This window comes from Paracoccus sp. SCN 68-21 (genome assembly GCF_001724535.1).
In the GTDB taxonomy this organism is placed as follows: Bacteria; Pseudomonadota; Alphaproteobacteria; order Rhodobacterales; family Rhodobacteraceae; genus Paracoccus; species Paracoccus hibiscisoli.
The window spans coordinates 1-17698 of the sequence record NZ_MEES01000003.1 but is presented as its reverse complement, the minus strand read 5'-3'; the positions used below and the strand labels follow the sequence as shown (position 1 = coordinate 17698).

Annotated in this window: 18 protein-coding genes; 12 read left to right on the top strand and 6 right to left on the bottom strand. The window is 67.1% G+C overall.

The window, feature by feature from the left end; translation table 11 throughout:
- Positions 1–3: 3 nt before the first annotated feature.
- The 6 genes from ABS73_RS01410 to ABS73_RS01385 form a co-directional block, all read right to left on the bottom strand.
- Positions 4–1386, bottom strand: coding sequence for a pyruvate dehydrogenase complex E1 component subunit beta (locus ABS73_RS01410; protein WP_277023450.1), 1383 nt, complete (start codon positions 1384–1386; stop codon positions 4–6).
- Between the two features lie 15 nt (positions 1387–1401).
- Positions 1402–2436 (bottom strand): pyruvate dehydrogenase (acetyl-transferring) E1 component subunit alpha, encoded by a 1035-nt coding sequence (pdhA, locus tag ABS73_RS01405; RefSeq protein WP_277023451.1) that lies wholly within the window; start codon positions 2434–2436, stop codon positions 1402–1404.
- Between the two features lie 107 nt (positions 2437–2543).
- Complete coding sequence (locus ABS73_RS01400) at positions 2544–2837, bottom strand: FtsB family cell division protein (RefSeq protein ID WP_136857105.1); 294 nt, start codon at positions 2835–2837, stop codon at positions 2544–2546.
- A 72-nt stretch (positions 2838–2909) separates the two neighbouring features.
- Positions 2910–3689, bottom strand: a complete 780-nt coding sequence (locus tag ABS73_RS01395; protein ID WP_277023452.1) for a 23S rRNA (adenine(2030)-N(6))-methyltransferase RlmJ — start codon at positions 3687–3689, stop codon at positions 2910–2912.
- A 39-nt stretch (positions 3690–3728) separates the two neighbouring features.
- A complete protein-coding gene (locus ABS73_RS01390; protein ID WP_136857107.1) occupies positions 3729–3947 on the bottom strand; it encodes a hypervirulence associated TUDOR domain-containing protein in 219 nt (72 codons plus the stop codon).
- A gap of 426 nt (positions 3948–4373) precedes the next feature.
- Positions 4374–4601 carry a DUF1127 domain-containing protein gene (locus ABS73_RS01385; RefSeq protein ID WP_277023453.1) on the bottom strand — a complete coding sequence of 76 codons (228 nt, stop codon included), beginning with the start codon at positions 4599–4601 and terminating at the stop codon, positions 4374–4376.
- 338 nt (positions 4602–4939) lie between these two features.
- Between ABS73_RS01385 and ABS73_RS01380 the strand changes: the two genes are divergently transcribed.
- The 12 genes from ABS73_RS01380 to rpsI all read left to right on the top strand — a co-directional run bounded on the left by ABS73_RS01380 (position 4940) and on the right by rpsI (position 17361).
- Positions 4940–6031 carry an Mrp/NBP35 family ATP-binding protein gene (locus tag ABS73_RS01380; protein ID WP_277023455.1) on the top strand — a complete coding sequence of 364 codons (1092 nt, stop codon included), beginning with the start codon at positions 4940–4942 and terminating at the stop codon, positions 6029–6031.
- A 608-nt stretch (positions 6032–6639) separates the two neighbouring features.
- Positions 6640–7152: a division/cell wall cluster transcriptional repressor MraZ gene (locus tag ABS73_RS01375; protein WP_277023456.1), complete on the top strand. Its 513-nt coding sequence runs from the start codon at positions 6640–6642 to the stop codon at positions 7150–7152.
- 4 nt (positions 7153–7156) lie between these two features.
- Positions 7157–8119: a 16S rRNA (cytosine(1402)-N(4))-methyltransferase RsmH gene (rsmH, locus tag ABS73_RS01370; protein WP_277023458.1), complete on the top strand. Its 963-nt coding sequence runs from the start codon at positions 7157–7159 to the stop codon at positions 8117–8119.
- Positions 8119–8469 (top strand): cell division protein FtsL, encoded by a 351-nt coding sequence (gene ftsL / locus ABS73_RS01365; RefSeq protein WP_136857111.1) that lies wholly within the window; start codon positions 8119–8121, stop codon positions 8467–8469. Before rsmH ends, ftsL begins: the two co-directional genes overlap by 1 nt.
- A complete protein-coding gene (locus tag ABS73_RS01360; protein ID WP_136857112.1) occupies positions 8466–10298 on the top strand; it encodes a peptidoglycan D,D-transpeptidase FtsI family protein in 1833 nt (610 codons plus the stop codon). The genes ftsL and ABS73_RS01360 overlap by 4 nt, the downstream gene beginning before the upstream one ends.
- On the top strand, positions 10295–11794 hold the full coding sequence (locus ABS73_RS01355; RefSeq protein WP_423805189.1) for a UDP-N-acetylmuramoyl-L-alanyl-D-glutamate--2,6-diaminopimelate ligase: 1500 nt from the start codon (positions 10295–10297) through the stop codon (positions 11792–11794). Before ABS73_RS01360 ends, ABS73_RS01355 begins: the two co-directional genes overlap by 4 nt.
- Complete coding sequence (locus tag ABS73_RS01350) at positions 11791–13161, top strand: UDP-N-acetylmuramoyl-tripeptide--D-alanyl-D-alanine ligase (protein WP_286693379.1); 1371 nt, start codon at positions 11791–11793, stop codon at positions 13159–13161. The genes ABS73_RS01355 and ABS73_RS01350 overlap by 4 nt, the downstream gene beginning before the upstream one ends.
- A gap of 4 nt (positions 13162–13165) precedes the next feature.
- Complete coding sequence (mraY, locus tag ABS73_RS01345; protein WP_136857114.1) at positions 13166–14248, top strand: phospho-N-acetylmuramoyl-pentapeptide-transferase; 1083 nt, start codon at positions 13166–13168, stop codon at positions 14246–14248.
- A gap of 73 nt (positions 14249–14321) precedes the next feature.
- Complete coding sequence (gene murD, locus ABS73_RS01340; RefSeq protein ID WP_277023464.1) at positions 14322–15728, top strand: UDP-N-acetylmuramoyl-L-alanine--D-glutamate ligase; 1407 nt, start codon at positions 14322–14324, stop codon at positions 15726–15728.
- 100 nt (positions 15729–15828) lie between these two features.
- On the top strand, positions 15829–16269 hold the full coding sequence (locus tag ABS73_RS01335) for a PaaI family thioesterase (RefSeq protein WP_277023466.1): 441 nt from the start codon (positions 15829–15831) through the stop codon (positions 16267–16269).
- A 133-nt stretch (positions 16270–16402) separates the two neighbouring features.
- Positions 16403–16867: a 50S ribosomal protein L13 gene (gene rplM, locus ABS73_RS01330; protein ID WP_042248180.1), complete on the top strand. Its 465-nt coding sequence runs from the start codon at positions 16403–16405 to the stop codon at positions 16865–16867.
- 2 nt (positions 16868–16869) lie between these two features.
- Positions 16870–17361 carry a 30S ribosomal protein S9 gene (rpsI, locus tag ABS73_RS01325; RefSeq protein WP_136857117.1) on the top strand — a complete coding sequence of 164 codons (492 nt, stop codon included), beginning with the start codon at positions 16870–16872 and terminating at the stop codon, positions 17359–17361.
- Positions 17362–17698 lie beyond the last annotated feature (337 nt).

Here is a 17698-nt window from a genome sequence, read left to right as displayed (position 1 = left end):
CCCTTACTTGTAGGTGACTTTTTTCACGGCGTCGGCGATCTCGGCGGGCGTGATCAGCGCGTGCTTTTCCAGGTTCGCGGCATAGGGCATCGGCACGTCCTTGCCGGTGCAGCAGATGACCGGCGCGTCCAGATAGTCGAACGCGTTCTCCATCAGCCAGGCCGAGATGTGGTTGCCGATGGCGCCCACGGGGAAGCCCTCCTCGACGGTCACGCAGCGGTTGGTGCGCTTGACCGACGACAGGATCGCGTCATAGTCCAGCGGGCGCAGCGTGCGCAGGTCGATCACGTCGGCCTGGATGCCGTCCTGTTCCAGCAGCTTGGCCGCCTCCAACGCATGGGCGACGCCGATGCCAAAGCTGACGATGGTCACATCGTCGCCCGACCGCACGGTGTTCGCCTTGCCGAAGGGGATGGTGAAATCCGGCAGGTCGGGCACCTCGAAGCTGCGCCCGTAGAGGATCTCGTTCTCCAGGAAGATGACCGGGTTGTTGTCGCGGATTGCGGTCTTCATCAGACCCTTCGCATCGGCCGCCGAATAGGGCATCGCGACCTTCAGCCCGGGGATCGCCGCATACCATGCCGCGAAATCCTGGCTGTGCTGGGCGCCCACGCGGGCGGCGGCGCCGTTCGGGCCGCGGAACACGATGGGACAGCCCATCTGGCCCCCCGACATGTACAGCGTCTTGGCGGCCGAGTTGATGATGTGGTCGATGGCCTGCATGGCAAAGTTGAAGGTCATGAACTCGACGATCGGGCGCAGGCCGGCAAGTGCTGCACCGGTGCCGATGCCGGCAAAGCCGATCTCGCTGATGGGGGTGTCCACGACGCGGCGGTGGCCGAACCGGGCCAGCAGCCCCTGGGTGATCTTGTAGGCGCCTTCGTATTCGCCGACCTCCTCGCCCATGATGAACACGGTCTCGTCGCGGTCCATCTCCTCGGCCATGGCCTCGCGCAGGGCTTCCCGCACGGTCATGGTCTTCATCTTGGTGCCTTCGGGCCAGTCGGGGCTGCGCGGCTTGGGCTGCGGGGTCGCGACCTCCTCGACGGCGGATTTGCCGGGCTGTTTGCCGGCGGCCTCGGTGGCCTTGGCCTCGGCGGGCTTTGCCTCGGCCTTGGGGGCGGGGGCCGCGTCGGCGTCCTCTCCCTCCTCGACCAGGATGGCGATGGGGGTGTTCACGGCGACGCCCTGGGTGCCCTCGGCCACCAGCAGCTTGCCCATGATGCCCTCGTCGACGGCCTCGAATTCCATCGTGGCCTTGTCGGTCTCGATCTCGGCGATGATGTCGCCGGATTTGACGGCGTCACCCTCTTTCTTCAGCCATTTGGCCAGCGTGCCCTCCTCCATCGTGGGGGACAGGGCGGGCATCAGGATCTCGGTTGCCATATGTCGTCATCCCCCTCAGGCGTGTTCTTCGGCGCTGCCCTGGGGCAGGTCGTCGGCGTAAATGTCGGTCCACAGCTCGGACAGGTCCGGCTCGGGGCTGTTCTTGGCGAATTCCGCGGAATCGTTGACGATGTCCTTGATTTCCTTGTCGATCGCCTTGAGATCCTCGTCGGTAGCATGCTTGCCGGTCAGCAGCAGGTCGCGGACGCTCTCGATCGGGTCACGCTCGTCGCGCATCTTCTGGACCTCCTCGCGGGTCCGGTACTTGGCCGGGTCCGACATCGAATGCCCGCGATAGCGATAGGTCATGACCTCCAGGATGTAGGGGCCCTTGCCGGCGCGGCAATGCGCCACGGCCTTTTCGCCCGCCGCCTTGACGGCCAGCACGTCCATGCCGTCGATCTGTTCGCCCGGGATGCCGAAGGCCTCACCGCGACCGAAGAAGGTCGTCGATTTCGTGGACCGCTTGACCGACATGCCCATGGCATACTGGTTGTTCTCGATCACGAAGACGACCGGAAGGTCCCACAGCTCGGCCATGTTGTAGGTCTCATAGACTTGGCCCTGGTTGGCCGCACCGTCGCCGAAATAGGTGAAGGTGACGTTGTCATTGCCCAGATACTTGTCGGCGAAGGCCAGACCGGCGCCCAGGGGCACCTGCGCCGCGACGATGCCATGGCCGCCATAGAAATGCTTTTCGCGGCTGAACATGTGCATGCTGCCGCCCTTGCCCTTGGAATAGCCGTCCTGACGCCCGGTCAGCTCGGCCATGACGCCACGCGCCTCCATTCCGCAGGCCAGCATGTGGCCGTGGTCCCGATAGCTGGTGATGCGCTTGTCGCCTTCCTTGGCGCAGGCCTCGAGGCCCACGACCACGGCTTCCTGACCGATATAGAGGTGGCAGAACCCGCCGATCAGACCCATGCCGTACAGCTGGCCCGCCTTTTCCTCGAATCGCCGGATCAGCAGCATGTCCCGATAGTATTGCAGCAACTCGTCCTTCGACACGTTCGAAGGTGCCTCCTGTTGGGGGCTTGGTTTCCTGGCCATGCGGCGTATCCTCTCTGGATGCGTTACGGATAGTTCAGCGTTAAACTATCCGTAACGCATCGCCCGCAGCCGTGCAATCCCGCAGCCCTGCCCCGCAGATCCGCGCCTCAGCGCAGCAGCACCTCGTCGGCGCGCAGCAGGCCCAGGACCTCGCGGGCGCGTTCGTCCAGCAGGTCCAGATCCAGGTAATCGTCCGACAGGCGGCGGGTCAGGTTCTGCATGCGCGCGACATCGGCGCGCAGCGTGTCGCGGGCGGTCTGCAGCTCGGCCGTCTCGGCCTGGATCTGAATGCGCCGCAGGATGCCCGACGGCCCCTGCACCGCCGCATAGGCGAAGTAGAGGGACAGCAGCACGGTTAGGACCAGAAAGACGGTGGCGCCGATGGACAGTCGTTGGGGCATGGGGGAATCCTTGTCGCGGGGTCGATCATGCCACAGCGCAACCGGCGGGGGAATCCCCGTCGGCGGGCGCGGTCAGGCGCGATCGTGGAACATTGCCTCCAGCTGGCGGGCTTGGTCGGCCAGTCCCCAAGGCGGGTTCAGCACGATCATCCCCGACCCGATCATCGAATGGCCGGGCCGCGCGGGCGGAAAGGCGACCTCCGACAGCAGGGCCTGGGGGAAATCGCTGGTCAGCTGCGCGGTCATGCCCAGATGGCGGTGGTCGGTCAGGATCGGGTACCACAGGGCGATGACGCCCACGTTCCATTTCCGCGCGATCAGCCCGATCTGGCGGGGAATGGCGGTATAGTCTGTCTTGACCTCATAGCTGGGGTCAATCAGCAGCATCCCCCGGCGCGGCTCTGGCGGGCAGACAGCCTGCGCCATCTGGAAGCCGTCCTGCTGATGGATGGTGGCAAAGCCCGCGACGCGGCGCAGGGCCTGGCATTCCGCCGGATGCAGCTCGGCCAGATGGGCGCGATCCTCGAACCGCAGGAAATGCCCGGCGATCAGCGGCGACCCAGGATAGGCGCTGTCGCCACGCAGGGCGCGAATCGCGGTCAGCGCGCGGATCAGGGGGTGGTCGCCCGGCAGCCAGCCCTCGGCCGTGGCGCGGGCGATGCCCTGGGCGGCCTCCTGAGTTTTTTGGGCCTCGGGGGCGGTCAGGTCATAGAGGCCGCGCCCGGCGTGGGTTTCCAGATAGGACAGCGGCTTGTCCTTGCGGGTCAGGTAATCCAGCGCGACGGCCAGCAGGGCGTGCTTGTGCAGGTCGGCCAGGTTTCCGGCATGATAGGCGTGTTGATAACTGAGCATCGGCCAGCCATAGCGCGCCGGGCCCGGCCCGAAAAGCCGTCAATCGTCGCTGCGGCGCAGTTCCGATCGGCCCTTGAGCACGCGATCGCCGTCCTGCTGTTCGATCAGATAGGCTGGGTCATCGCGGCTGGCCTTGCGGCTGACGCGGCTGCCCTTGATCGTCCGCTCGACGTCGTCGGTAAAGATGTCGGTAATGGTGCCGCTGGCCGTATGGCCCGCCCAGCTCCATTCAACCTTGGTGCCTTTGCGCAGAATCATGACGCCTCCGACGATCTGTCGGAGGCAATGCGCGATGGGGTGTTCCGGTTCCGGATAAAGGCGCGGCGACCTCCAGGGAGGAGGAGGGAGGTCGCCGCTGAACGCTGGCCCAGGGAGGAGGAGGGGCCGCGTATGGGGTGCGGCAGGGCCAGGGAGGAGGAGAGGCCGTGCCGCGAACGCCGGGTCCGGGAGGGAGGAGGAGAGGACCGGGCGTATCTGGGTGCCGCAGATGGGGCGGCTATGAATTTTGTGCGGCGACCCCTGGGAGGGAGGAGCGGGGCCGCCGCTTCGCACAGGAACCCGGGGAGGAGGGTCAGGTTCCTTGGCAACTTTGGGCGGCATCCTCAGGGAGGAGGAGAGAGGATGCCGCCATTCCCGGACCCAGGGAGGAGGAGAGGGCCGGGAAAGCGAATTCTTTGTTGACCCTTAGCGGGCCGAACCCCAGGCCGCTTCGTGGGCCAGGCGGGTGATCATCGAACGGCTGATGCCCAGATCGTCCAGATCGCGGGTCGTCAGCGCGTTGAGTTCACGCACGGTCTGGCGGTAAACGGCGCGGCGGGCGCGGTTTTCCTGCATCCGCTGGATCGCGGTCATCAGGCGGCCACGCAGGCCGGCTTCGGCGGCGGTGTTCTGTGCCTGGGCGATAACAGCCATTGTCGTATCCTTTCGGTTCATCTCGTCTGCGCCGTTCCCGGATTGGCCCGGCGTTTCGTTGAGTTGAAGATGACCCCTTTGCCGCGATTGCACAACGGACGGTTTCGTAATGCTGCCATGCAGCAATTGCATGACTGACGCTGACCTATCGCCCCACTAGGTCATGAAATGTTGACATAAAATTGACACGATACATCTGTTAGCGATCACGCCGCGCGGCCAAAAAGTGCCTGTTTGAAAGCGTTTAGCCGCCCGGGGCACGGAATGTCGCAGGGGGTGTTGAGGCTGGCGGTTCTGTGCTTCATGCTGGCTGACACACAAAAGACGAGGTGCCCTCCATGTCCGTCAGCCGCGAAGCGATCCTTACGGCAATTGCCGATATCACCCTTCCGCAGGGGGGGACGCTGGGTCAGGCGGACCTGATCCGGGCCCTGGTGGTCGATGAGGGCCTGGTGCGATTCGTCCTGGAGGTCGAGAACGCGGCCACCGCCGAGGCCTTGAAGCCGGTCGAGGCCGAGGCCCGCGCCCGCATCGAACGGCTGGACGGCGTGAGCCGCGTCCAGATCGTGATGACCGCGCCCGCCAATCCCGCCCCGCCCCGCGCGGTGTCGGGCCAGGGCGAGGCGCCGTCCCTGAAGATCGGCGGCCATCCCAAGCCGCAGGCTGGACCGCAGGCCATCCCCGGCGTGCGCCACATCATCGCCATCGGTTCGGGCAAGGGTGGGGTGGGGAAATCGACCGTCACCTCGAACCTTGCCGTGGCGCTGGCGCGGGCGGGCCGCAAGGTCGGGCTGCTGGATGCGGATATCTATGGTCCCTCGCAGCCGCGCATGATGGGCGTGTCGGGGCGGCCCGCCAGCCCGGACGGCCAGCGCATCGAGCCGCTGCATGCGCATGGCGTCACGGTCATGTCCATCGGCCTGATGCTCAAGGAGGGCGAGGCGCTGGTCTGGCGCGGCCCGATGCTGATGGGCGCCCTGCAGCAGTTGCTGCAGCAGGTGAACTGGGGCGAGCTGGACGTGCTGCTGATCGACCTGCCGCCCGGCACCGGCGACGTGCAATTGAGCCTGTGCCAGAAGGCCCCGGTCACCGGCGCGATCATCGTGTCCACGCCCCAGGATGTCGCCCTTCTGGACGCGCGGCGCGCCATCGACATGTTCGGCAAGCTCAAGACCCCGGTCCTGGGGCTGATCGAGAACATGTCCACCTATATCTGCCCCAAATGCGGGCACGAGGCGCATCTGTTCGGTCATGGCGGCGTCGCCACCGAGGCCGAGGCGCTGAACCTGCCCTTCCTGGGCGCCCTGCCGCTGGAGCTGGAGGTGCGTCTGGCCGGCGATTCGGGTCGTCCGGTGGCCTTGGGTGACGGCGCCGTGGCGCAGGCCTATGCGCAGTTGGCCGACCGTCTGGTCCAGGACGGCATCGCCTGAGGCGGGAATTCACGGGACATTCGGGATAGCATGGGACGGGAGGGGCAAGACCCCTCTCGGTTCCGTGATCCGATGTGAGCGGGCGCTGAAAATCCTGCCGCTTGCCCAGAGTTTCAGCTTGCTTGGCCGTGAACTGTGGTGATTTCGCCTCAGGGGGTGAAAAAACCTCGGCGCGACCTGTCTTCTATATCTGGTGTGCCTTTCCGGTCACTCTACCAGCCCTCGGTGTAATCGCGCAATTCGCCTTGCCGCGGGTGATTCGGGGCCGGTCGAACCCATGCGCGGAATGCGGCCTGCGGCCCAAGAATACCGTTGCTTCCCATGAAATCCCATGTCACAACCGGATCACGAAAACGGGCAGTGAATGGGGCGCCAAGACCCCAGACAAGGCGAAGCAGAGTTCATACAGGCAACCGTTTTCCAACATAGTCGGCCCGCTTGCGCGAGCAGCACCTCCCCCAGGTGGCGCAAGCAGGGTCGGCAACCAACCCCGCAAAGGGGCCCGGGTAATCGGGAACGAGGGCGGCGGATCGGGCAGTGGCAGCGGCCCGATCCGCCCTTTCTCTTTCGGACGTCCCGAAAGAGCAGGCAGTGAGGGCGGGTGCCAGGTGGCGCGTAAGTTCAGAGGCACCGAAACCGTCAAGGTCGATGGAAAGGGTCGGATGTCGATCCCGGCCCGTCTGCGCCGCGTGTTCGATGCCGGAGACCCCTCATTCGCAGGCGCCAATGCCGGACGCACGCAGCTGGTGGCCGTCTATGGCCCCGACTGGTGGAACTGGATCGAACTCTACACCATCGAGGCCATCGAGGAGATCGACGAACAGATCGATCGCCTGACCCGCGGCAGCCAGGAGCGTCGCTGGCTGGAGTTGCTGATGAACGGCCAGTCCACAGACCTTGAGATCGATCGCGAGGGGCGTCTGGTCCTGCCAGCCAAGCTGCGCGACAAGCTGGGCTTCGGCGAGGGCACCGAGACGATCTTTGAATCGCGCGGCGACTATATCCAGGTCTATCACCCCGAGACGCGCCCCAAGGATGTCGAGGCGCTGGAGGAATTCGCCGCCAGCAAGGGCCCCGAATTTGACCCCCGCGCCTTCCTGCACCAAGCCAGCGAGGGCTGAGGCCATGTCCGATCCGCATATTCCCGTTCTTCTGGCGCCGCTGCTGCGGGCCGTGGCGCCTGTGGGCGGCGTCTGGCTGGACGGCACCTTCGGAGCGGGCGGCTATGCGCGCGGGCTGCTGGAGGCGGGTGCTGCGCAGGTGATCGGCGTGGACCGCGACCCTGCGGTGTTCGCGATGGCCGAGGCGTGGCGCGGCCAGTACGGCGACCGGCTGCGGCTGGTCGAGGGGACGTTTTCCGACATGGACAGCCTGGCGGGGCAGCCGCTGGACGGGGTGGTGCTGGACCTGGGCGTCAGCTCGATGCAGCTGGATCAGGCGGATCGCGGGTTTTCGTTCATGCGCGATGGGCCGCTGGACATGCGGATGGGGGGCGACGTGCCCTCGGCCGCCGATCTGCTGAACAGCGCTGAGGAGGCGGAGATCGCCGATGTGCTGTATCATTACGGCGAGGAACGCGCCGCGCGCCGCATCGCGCGGGCCATCGTCGCCGCGCGCCCGCTGACGCGGACCACGCAGCTGGCGCAGGTGCTCACCGGCTGCCTGCCGCGCGCGAAACCCGGCCAGAGCCACCCCGCCACCCGCAGCTTTCAGGCGATCCGCATCTGGGTGAACGACGAGTTCGGCCAGCTGGTCGCGGGCCTGTCGGCCGCCGAGCGCGCGCTGAAGCCCGGCGGGCAACTGGCCGTGGTCAGCTTTCATTCGCTGGAGGACCGCATCGTCAAGCGGTTCATGCAGGCCCGCGCCGACGCGGGGGGCGGCGGCAACCGCTATGCCCCGGTCACCGCGACGGTTCAGCCCGCCTTCACGCTGCCATTTCGGCGCGCGATCGGGCCGGACCCGGACGAGCTGGACGTCAACCCGCGCGCCCGTTCGGCATTGCTGCGGGTGGCGGTGCGCACCGAGGCGCCCGCAGGCAGCGTCGATGCCCGCGCGCTGGCCATGCCCAGTCTGCCGGGGGGGCGCTGATGCGGTCGCTGGCCTATCTGGCCTGCGTGCTGGTGGTCATGGGCATGGCCTTTTGGGCCTATCGCGAGAATTACGCGACCCAGGCCGCCATCGGAGAGATGTCCCAGGTCCAGCGCGAGATCGCCGGCCTGCGCGAGGAGCTGGGCGTGCTGCGGGCCGAATGGGCGTTTCTGAACCGTCCCGACCGCCTGCGCCAGCTGGTCGACCTGAACTTTGAACGCCTGCAGCTGGTCCCGGTGGAATCGGGCCAGTTCCTGGACCTGGACCATATCGACTATCCCAAGCCGCCGCCGCCGCCCGAGCCGCTGCTGACCCCCGAAACCGACCTGTCCGAGGATGAACAGCCATGATCCGCACCCCCTTGCGCCCCCTGGCCCGCATTCTTCGCGCCCGCGAACGCGGCGAGAACCCCGATGACATCGAGGCCGAGAACCGCCGCCGCCGCCACGAACAGATCCAGGACCGCGCCCGCCGTCGGGCCGAGGGGCGGCTGATCGTCATGGCGGGCTGTTTCCTGCTGGCCTTCGGCACGGTCGCGGCGCGCATGGGCACGCTGGCCTCCAGCGAGGCGGCAGAGCCGCGCGGCCAGGTGCTGTCGGCGCAGATCATCTCTCAGCGGGCGGACATCACAGACCGGCGGGGCCGGGTGCTGGCCACGAACCTGCTGACCCATTCGGTCTATGCCCACCCGCACCAGATGGTCGATCCGGTCGGCACCGCGCGCGGGCTGGCGCAGATCTTTCCTGATCTGGACGTCGAGCGGCTGACGCGCGATTTCACCGGCGACCGCAAGTTCATGTGGATCAAGCGCAAGATCAGCCCCGAGCAGATGCAGGCCGTCCACGACCTGGGAGAGCCCGGCCTGCTGTTCGGCCCGCGCGAGATGCGTATCTATCCCAATGCCGACGTGGCCAGCCACATCCTGGGCGGGTCGGGTTTCGGCAACGAGGGCGTCAACAGCGCCGAGGTGATCGGCATCGCGGGCGTCGAGAAGGCGTTCGACGCCTGGCTGCGCGATCCGGGCAACGAAGGCGCGCCGCTGGCGCTGTCCATCGACCTGACGCTGCAGCAGGCGATGGAGGACGTGCTGTGGTCGGGCATGAACGTCATGAACGCCAAGGGCGCCACGGGCATCCTGATGGAGGTCAAGACAGGAGAGATCCTGGCCATGGCCAGCCTGCCCGATTTCGACCCCAATGACCGCCCGCGCCCGCTGCTGACGGGCGAACCGTCGGACAGCCCGCTGTTCAACCGCGCCGTGCAGGGCCAGTACGAACTGGGCTCGACCTTCAAGATATTCCCGGTCGCGCAGGCGCTGGATCTGGGGTTGATCAACCCCTCCAGCGGGATCAACGCGCAGGCGCCGATGCGCATCGGGCGGTTCCTGATCAACGATTTCCACAATTACGGGCGCGAGCTGTCGGCCACCGACGTGATCGTGAAATCGTCGAACGTGGCGACGGTGCGGATCGCGCAGATGATCGGGCCCGACCGTCAGCGTGATTTCCTGGAAAAGCTTGGCCTGTTCGTGCCGACCCCCATCGAAATGGTCGAGGCACCCACCGGTCAGCCGCTGGTGCCCACGCGCTGGCCCGCCGTCACCTCGGCCACGGTCAGCTTTGGCCACGGTCTGGCGGCCAGCCCGCTGCACCTGGCGGTGGCCTATGCGACCATCGCCAATGGCGGCAAGCGCGTGACGCCGACGCTGGTCCACGGTCGCCAGCGCCCCGAGGGTGCGCAGGTCCTGTCGCCCCGCGCCGCCGCCATGTCGGTGGACATGCTGCGCCAGGTCGTCACCCGCGGCACCGCCCGTCAGGCCGAGGTCCCCGGATACGAGGTCGCGGGCAAGACCGGCACCGCCGACAAGCCCCGCGCCGCGGGCGGGTATTACAAGAACAAGGTCATCGCGACCTTTGCCGCGGTCTTTCCGGCCAGCGATCCGCAATATGTGCTGATCGTGGCCCTGGACGAGCCCTCGACCGTGATCAACGGGACCGAGGTGCGCACCGCCGGCCACACCGTGGTGCCCGTCACCGCCGAGGTGATCCGCCGCATCGGCCCGCTTTTGGGGCTGGAGCCGGTGGGCGGCGACGAAAACCTGCCGACGATCGCTGCGCGCTTTGCGCCGCGTGTTGAACCCGAGGATCAGGCTGCGGTAAGGCTCGTCGCAAATCAATGACGGGTGGGATCGTGGACAAGGATGATGTGACGCTGTCGCAGCTGGGGCTGTGCGCACCGGGCGGGCGCGACCCGCAGATCACGGGGCTGTCCATCGACAGCCGCACCGTGAGGCCCGGACACCTGTTCGCGGCCCTGCCCGGATCGGCGGTGCATGGCGGCGAATTCATCCAGTATGCGATCCGCATGCAGGCGGCGGCGGTTCTGACCGACCGGCAGGGCGCCGATATCGCCGCTGCCGTTCTGGCCGGTTGGGACGGCGCCCTGATCGTGGCCGAGGACCCGCGCGCGGCCTTTGCCGGGGCGGCGTCGCTGTGGTTTCGCGACCAGCCCGACCATGTCGTGGCAGTCACCGGCACCAGCGGCAAGACCAGCGTGGCCAGCTTTACCCGCCAGATCTGGCAGGCCCTGGGCCACAAGGCGATCAGCCTGGGCACGATGGGGGTCGAGGGCGACCACCATGCGACCCTGGCCCACACCACCCCCGACCCGCTAACCCTGCATCGCGTCCTGGCCGAGGCCGTGCAGGCGGGCGTCACCCACGCCGCGATGGAGGCCTCCAGCCACGGGTTGGACCAGCGTCGCCTGGACGGGGTGCGCGTGCAGGCGGGCGCATTCACCAATTTCAGCCAGGACCACCTGGATTATCACGCGGGCTTTGACGAATATTTCGCGGCCAAGGCGCTGCTGTTCAACCGCGTGCTGGAGGATGGCGCGGCGGCTGTCATCAACATCGACAGCCAGCGCGGCCGCCAGATGGCCGAGATCGCGACTGACCGGGGCCTGGCCCTGACCACGATCGGCACGGGCGAGAACGCCATGCTGCGCATTCTGGGCCAGCGCTATGACGCGACGGGGCAGGATCTGCGGTTCTCGGTCATGGGACGGGCGCATCTGGTGCGCCTGCCGCTGATCGGCGGGTTCCAGGCCGAAAACGTACTGGCCGCGATGGGGCTGTGCCTGGCCGCGGGCGACTGCGCCGACGACATCATCCGGGTGCTGCCGCAGCTGGTCACGGTGCGCGGCCGCATGCAGCTGGTCGCGCAGCGCGACAACGGCGCGGCGGTCTTCGTCGATTACGCGCACAAGCCCGGCGCCGTGACGGCGGCGCTGCAATCGCTGCGCCCGCATGTGATGGGGCGCATCGTCTGCGTGATCGGCGCGGGCGGCGACCGCGACCGGGGCAAGCGTCCGCTGATGGGGCAGGCAGCAGCCGATCATGCCGATGTGGTGATCGTGACCGACGACAATCCCCGGACCGAGGACCCCGCCCTGATCCGCGCCGCCATCATGGCGACCGCCGGACCCGACGCGACCGAGGTGCCCGACCGCGCCGAGGCGATCCTGCGCGGTGTCGATGCGCTGCAGCCGGGCGACGCGCTTCTGATCTGCGGCAAGGGCCACGAGACGGGACAGATCGTGGGCCAGGACGTCTATCCCTTTGACGATGCCGAACAGGGATCGGTCGCGGTGGCGGCACTGGACGGGCGGATATGAGCCTCTGGACCGCTGAGGACGCCGCCGCCGCCACGGGCGGGCGGGCGACATCCGATTGGACCGCGACGGGTGTGTCCATCGACACCCGCACCATCGCGCCGGGTGATCTGTTCGTCGCGCTCCAGGCCGGTCGCGATGGGCATGATTTCGTGGCGCAAGCCCTGGCCAAGGGGGCGGCGGCGGCGCTGGTCAGCCGCATCCCCGAGGGCGTGTCGCCGGACGCGCCGCTGCTGATCGTGGCGGACGTGCTGGCCGCTCTGGAGGATCTGGGCCGGGCGGGCCGGGCGCGCATGGCGGGCCGGGTCATCGCCATCACCGGATCCGTCGGCAAGACCTCGACCAAGAAGATGGCGCGGGTGGCGCTGGCGGGGCAGGGCGTGATCCACGCGGCCGAGGCCAGCTACAACAACCATTGGGGCGTGCCGCTGACGCTGGCGCGCATGCCCTCTGACACCGATTTCGCGATCATTGAGATCGGCATGAGCAATCCCGGAGAGATCGCGCCCCTGTCGCGCATGGCGCGGCCGCATGTGGCGATGATCACCACCGTCGCCGCCGCCCATCTGGAAGCGTTCGGCGCCATTGAGGGCATCGCCCATGAAAAGGGCGCAATCTTTGAGGGGCTGCAGCCCGTGGGCCACGCGATCCTGCCCGAGGATCTGCCGGTGACGCAGATCCTGCGCGATTGCGCGGACCGGGCGGGTGCGGTCGTCGTGGGATTCGGCGACCACGGCAGCGCGCGGCCGCTGCGGATCGTGCCCCAGGACGGCGCGCTGTCCTGTCACGCGCGTATCCTGGGCGACACGCTGGCCTTCACCCTGCCCACGACGGGCCGGCATTTCGCGATGAATGCGGTGGGCGTGCTGGCCGCGCTGTCGGTCGCGGGCGCGGATGTGGCGCAGGCGGCGGCGCATCTGTCCGACTGGCACCCGCCCCAGGGCCGCGGCGCGGTCGAGGATCTGGGCGACATCCGCCTGATCGACGACGCGTTCAACGCCAACCCGACCTCTCTGTCGGCGGGCCTTGCCACGCTGTCGGGCCTGCAGGGCGGACGGCGCGTGGCGATTCTGGGCGACATGCTGGAACTGGGCGCGGACGAGGCCGCGATGCACCGTGCCGTGGCCGATGATCCGGCGATGGCAGAGGTCGATCTGGTCCATTGCGCGGGGACGCGCATGCGCCACCTGTTCGATGCGCTGCCCGAGGGGCGGCGCGGATTGTGGACCGAAACGGCGGCCGAACTGGCCGCCATTGCCCCTGACCTGATCCGTGCGGGCGATATCGTCCTGGTGAAGGGATCGAAATCCTCGCGGATTTCGGCGGTCGTGGGGGCCCTGAGGGCCCGCGCCGCCCAAGACAAAGGATAATGCCATGCTCTACTGGCTCAGCAACCTGTCCGAGGGGGGGGATTTCTTCAACCTGTTCCGGTATATCACCTTTCGGGCGGGAGCCGCGTTCTTCACGGCGCTGTTCTTCGGCTTCATCTTTGGCCGGCCGCTGATCAACTATCTGCGGCGCGTCCAGAAAAAGGGTCAGCCGATCCGCGACGACGGCCCGCAAAGCCATCTGGCCAAGGCGGGCACGCCCACGATGGGCGGCCTGCTGATCCTGTCGGCGCTGCTGTTCTCGACGCTGCTCTGGGCGCGGCTGGACAACGGTTACGTCTGGATCGTGCTGCTGGTGACGGCGGGCTTTGCCGCGATCGGGTTCGCCGACGACTATGCCAAGGTCACCAAGCAGAACACCAAGGGCGTCAGTTCCCGCATCCGGATGGCTCTGGGGCTGGTCATCGCGGCGCTGGCGGGCATCGCGGCATCCCTGCTGCACCCCGACGCGCTGACCAACCAGCTGGCCCTGCCGGTGTTCAAGGACGTGCTGCTGAACCTGGGCTGGTTCTTCGTGCCCTTCGCGATGATCGTGATCGTGGGGTCGGCCAATGCGGTGAACCTGACGGACGGGCTGGACGGGCTGGCCATCATGCCGGTGATGATCGCCGCGGGCACCCTGGGCATCATCGCCTATACGGTGGGCCGGGTCGATTTCACCGAATATCTGGGCGTCCACCACGTTCCCGGCACCGGTGAGATCCTGATCTTCGTCTCGGCGCTGATCGGGGGGGGCTTGGGCTTTCTGTGGTATAACGCACCACCGGCGGCGGTGTTCATGGGCGATACCGGGTCGCTGGCCCTGGGCGGCGCCCTGGGCGCCATCGCCGTCGTCACCAAGCACGAAATCGTTCTGGCCATTGTCGGCGGCCTGTTCGTGGTCGAGGCGCTGTCGGTCATCATCCAGGTGCTGTACTTCAAGCGCACGGGCAAGCGGGTGTTCCTGATGGCCCCCATCCACCACCATTTCGAAAAGCAGGGCTGGGGCGAGGCGCAGATCGTGATCCGGTTCTGGATCATCGCGCTGATCCTGGCGCTGATCGGGCTTGCCACGCTCAAGCTGCGCTGATCTTTGCGGGGTGCGACCATAACGCGGCGGGGCGCGCGCGCAGTCCCCGACCGCCGCAATCCAGGAGCCTGCCATGATCCCTGTCCAGGGCGTTGAACATCAGACCGTCGCGGTCCTCGGCCTTGGTCGGTCGGGCAAGGCCACCGCTGCGGCCCTTGCCGCGGGCGGGGCCCAGGTCGTGGCCTGGGACGACGGCAATGACACGCGCGAGGCCGCCGCGGCGGACGGCCTGCGCATCCTGGACCTGACCCGCGAGGGCAATTGGCAGGGTATCAGCCTGCTGATCGTCAGCCCGGGCATCCCGCATCTGTATCCCCGTGCGCATCCGGTCATCGCGATGGCCTGGCAGCTGGGCATCCCGGTCGACAATGACATCGGCCTGTTCTTTCGCAGCTATGCGACCGGGGACTGGGATCAGTTCGACCGCGCCCCCCGGGTGGTTGCGGTCACCGGATCGAACGGCAAGTCGACCACCACGGCGCTGATCCATCACGTGCTGGAGGAATGCGGCCGGCCCACGCAGATGGGCGGCAATATTGGCACCGGCGTGCTGTCGCTGGAGCCTGCCATCGACGCCGAGGTCGCGGTGCTGGAGCTGTCCAGCTATCAGACCGACCTGGCCCGCGCGCTGACGCCCGATGTCGCGGTCATGACCAACCTGTCGCCCGATCATCTGGATCGCCATGCGGGGCTGGGCGGCTATTTCGCGGCCAAGCGCCGGCTGTTCGCCGAGGGCGGGCCGGATCGCGCCGTGATCGGGGTGGACGACCCCGAGGGGCTGTATCTGGCCAACCAGTTGTCAATGGGCCCGGCGGATGATCGGGTGATCCGCGTGTCCTCGGGGCAGAAGCTGGATCGCGGGGCCTGGGCGGTCTTTGCGCGCAAGGGGTTCCTGTCGGAATACCGCAAGGGACGGCAGGCCGCATCGATTGATCTGCGCGAGATGCGCGGGCTGCCCGGTGCGCACAACCATCAGAACGCCTGCGCCGCCTATGCCGCCTGCCGCGCCGTGGGCCTGGCCCCGCGAGAGATCGAGGCCGCCTTCCACAGCTTTGCCGGACTGCCCCATCGCAGCCAGACCGTGGCCGAGATAGGCGGCGTCCGCTTTGTCAACGACAGCAAGGCCACCAATGTCGATGCCGCCGCCAAGGCGCTGCAGGCGTTTTCGCGCATCCGCTGGATCGCCGGTGGCCTGGGCAAGGAGGGTGGCATCGCAGCCCTGCAGCCGCACTTGGGCGCCGTCGCCAAGGCCTATCTGATCGGCCATTCCGCTCGGGATTTCGCGCTGGAGATCGGCCACACCCCCTATGAGATCGCCGACACGATGGAACAGGCCGTGGCCCGCGCCGCCGCCGAGGCAGAGCCGGGCGATACCGTCCTGCTGGCCCCTGCCGCCGCCAGCTTTGACCAGTATCCGAATTTCGAAAAGCGGGGCGAGCATTTCACCGATCTGGTGCTGGCCCTGACTGCCGACCGATAGGGGCGGCCCCCACGCGACCGACCCGGAGGGTCAGCGTCTCGTCCGTCTTGTATCCTGCTGCGTTTCCCGAAAGCCTGCACCGACAGGCAAGGAGGACAGCATGACGATCATGATGGACAAGGATGCGCTGAACGCGTTCCTGGCGCGGGATTTCCCGCAGGTCGCGGGGCAGTATCTGGTGGAGGCGGTCAGCCCGTCAGGCCTGACGGCGCGGTTGCGCGTGGCCGACGACCACCTGCGGCCCGGCGGCACGGTCAGCGGCCCGTCGATGTTCGCGCTGGCGGACCTGGCGATCTATTGCGCGATTTTGGCGCGGATCGGGCCAGTGGGGCTGGCGGTGACGACGAACGCTTCGATCGATTTCATGCGCAAGCCCGCGGCAGGCCGGGACCTGCTGGCCGAATGCCGGGTGCTGAAACTGGGCCGCGTGCTGGCGGTGGCCGAGGCGCTGATCTTCTCCGAAGGGCAGGGGGATCCGGTCGCGCGCTGTTCGATGACCTATTCGATTCCGCCGAAATCCAGCGAAATCCGGGGCGTGTGATGGGGTATTCTGATACCTAAGTTGCAAGATACTGATTTTGCGTCGGAATACATTGACCTGCGGACTTGACCGCGCGAGGGCAATCTTCGATATACCGCCATCTCTTACGATTACGACCCTGAAGGGACGACAGATGAAGACCTATACCGCGAAACCGGCGGAGATCGAGAAGAAGTGGATCCTGATCGACGCCGAGGGCGTCGTTCTGGGCCGCCTCGCCACGATCGTCGCCAGCCGCCTGCGCGGCAAGCACAAGCCTACCTTCACGCCGCACATGGATATGGGCGACAATGTCATCATCATCAACGCCGACAAGGTGCAGATGACCGGCAACAAGCGTGAAGACAAGAAGTACTACTGGCACACCGGCCACCCGGGCGGCATCAAGCACCGCACCGCGCGCCAGATCCTGGAAAGCGCGCATCCCGAGCGCGTGGTCGTGAAGGCCGTCGAGCGCATGATTAGCCGCAACAAGCTGGGCAAGCAGCAGATGACGAACCTGCGCGTCTATGCCAGCGCCGAGCATCCGCACGAGGCGCAGCAGCCCGAAGTTCTGGACGTCAAAGTCCTGAACAAGAAAAACACCCGGAGCGCATGATCATGGCTGACGACATCAAAACTCTGGACGATCTGAAATCGGCCGTCGCGGGCACCCCCGCCGCCGTCGTCGAGGCCGCCATCACCCGTGAACCGCAGCGCGACGAACTGGGCCGCAGCTATGCGACCGGCAAGCGCAAGGACGCGGTCGCCCGCGTCTGGATCAAGCCGGGCACCGGCAAGGTCACCGTGAACGGCAAGGACGTGAACGCCTATTTCGCGCGCCCCGTTCTGCAGATGATCCTGAAGCAGCCGTTCGAGGTCGCCGGCGTTGTCGGTCAGTACGACGTGCACGCCACCGTCAAGGGCGGCGGCCTGTCGGGCCAGGCAGGCGCAGTCAAGCACGGCGTCAGCCAGGCACTGCAGCTGCACCAGCCCCACCTGCGCGCCGCACTTAAGGCCGCAGGCTTCCTGACCCGCGACAGCCGCGTCGTGGAACGCAAGAAGTACGGCAAAGCCAAGGCTCGCCGCAGCTTCCAGTTCTCAAAGCGTTGATCCAACAGATCGATGCACATGCGAAGGCGCGCCCCCGAGGCGCGCCTTTTGCGTTTTGGACCCGAGTCGGTAGGAAGAAGCGCCCGATTCACCGCCTCGATTGGCCCCACGGCCCGGCGTCCCTTCGCCTGCGGCGCTCCGAATGCCAAAGTGAGAGGCAGTAAAAGGCAGCAAAATCAGCGAGATGTCAGAAATATGGCAATCGGGCGAATTTTCTTATTGCACCCCATTCTTCTTGGGCCTAAACACCGCTTCACCGAAGGCGGGAACGCTGGAGGGGCCGGGAAGGCGGTGCTGAGAGGCGCGGTTGGATCGGGAGACATTCTGGGGATTTGGT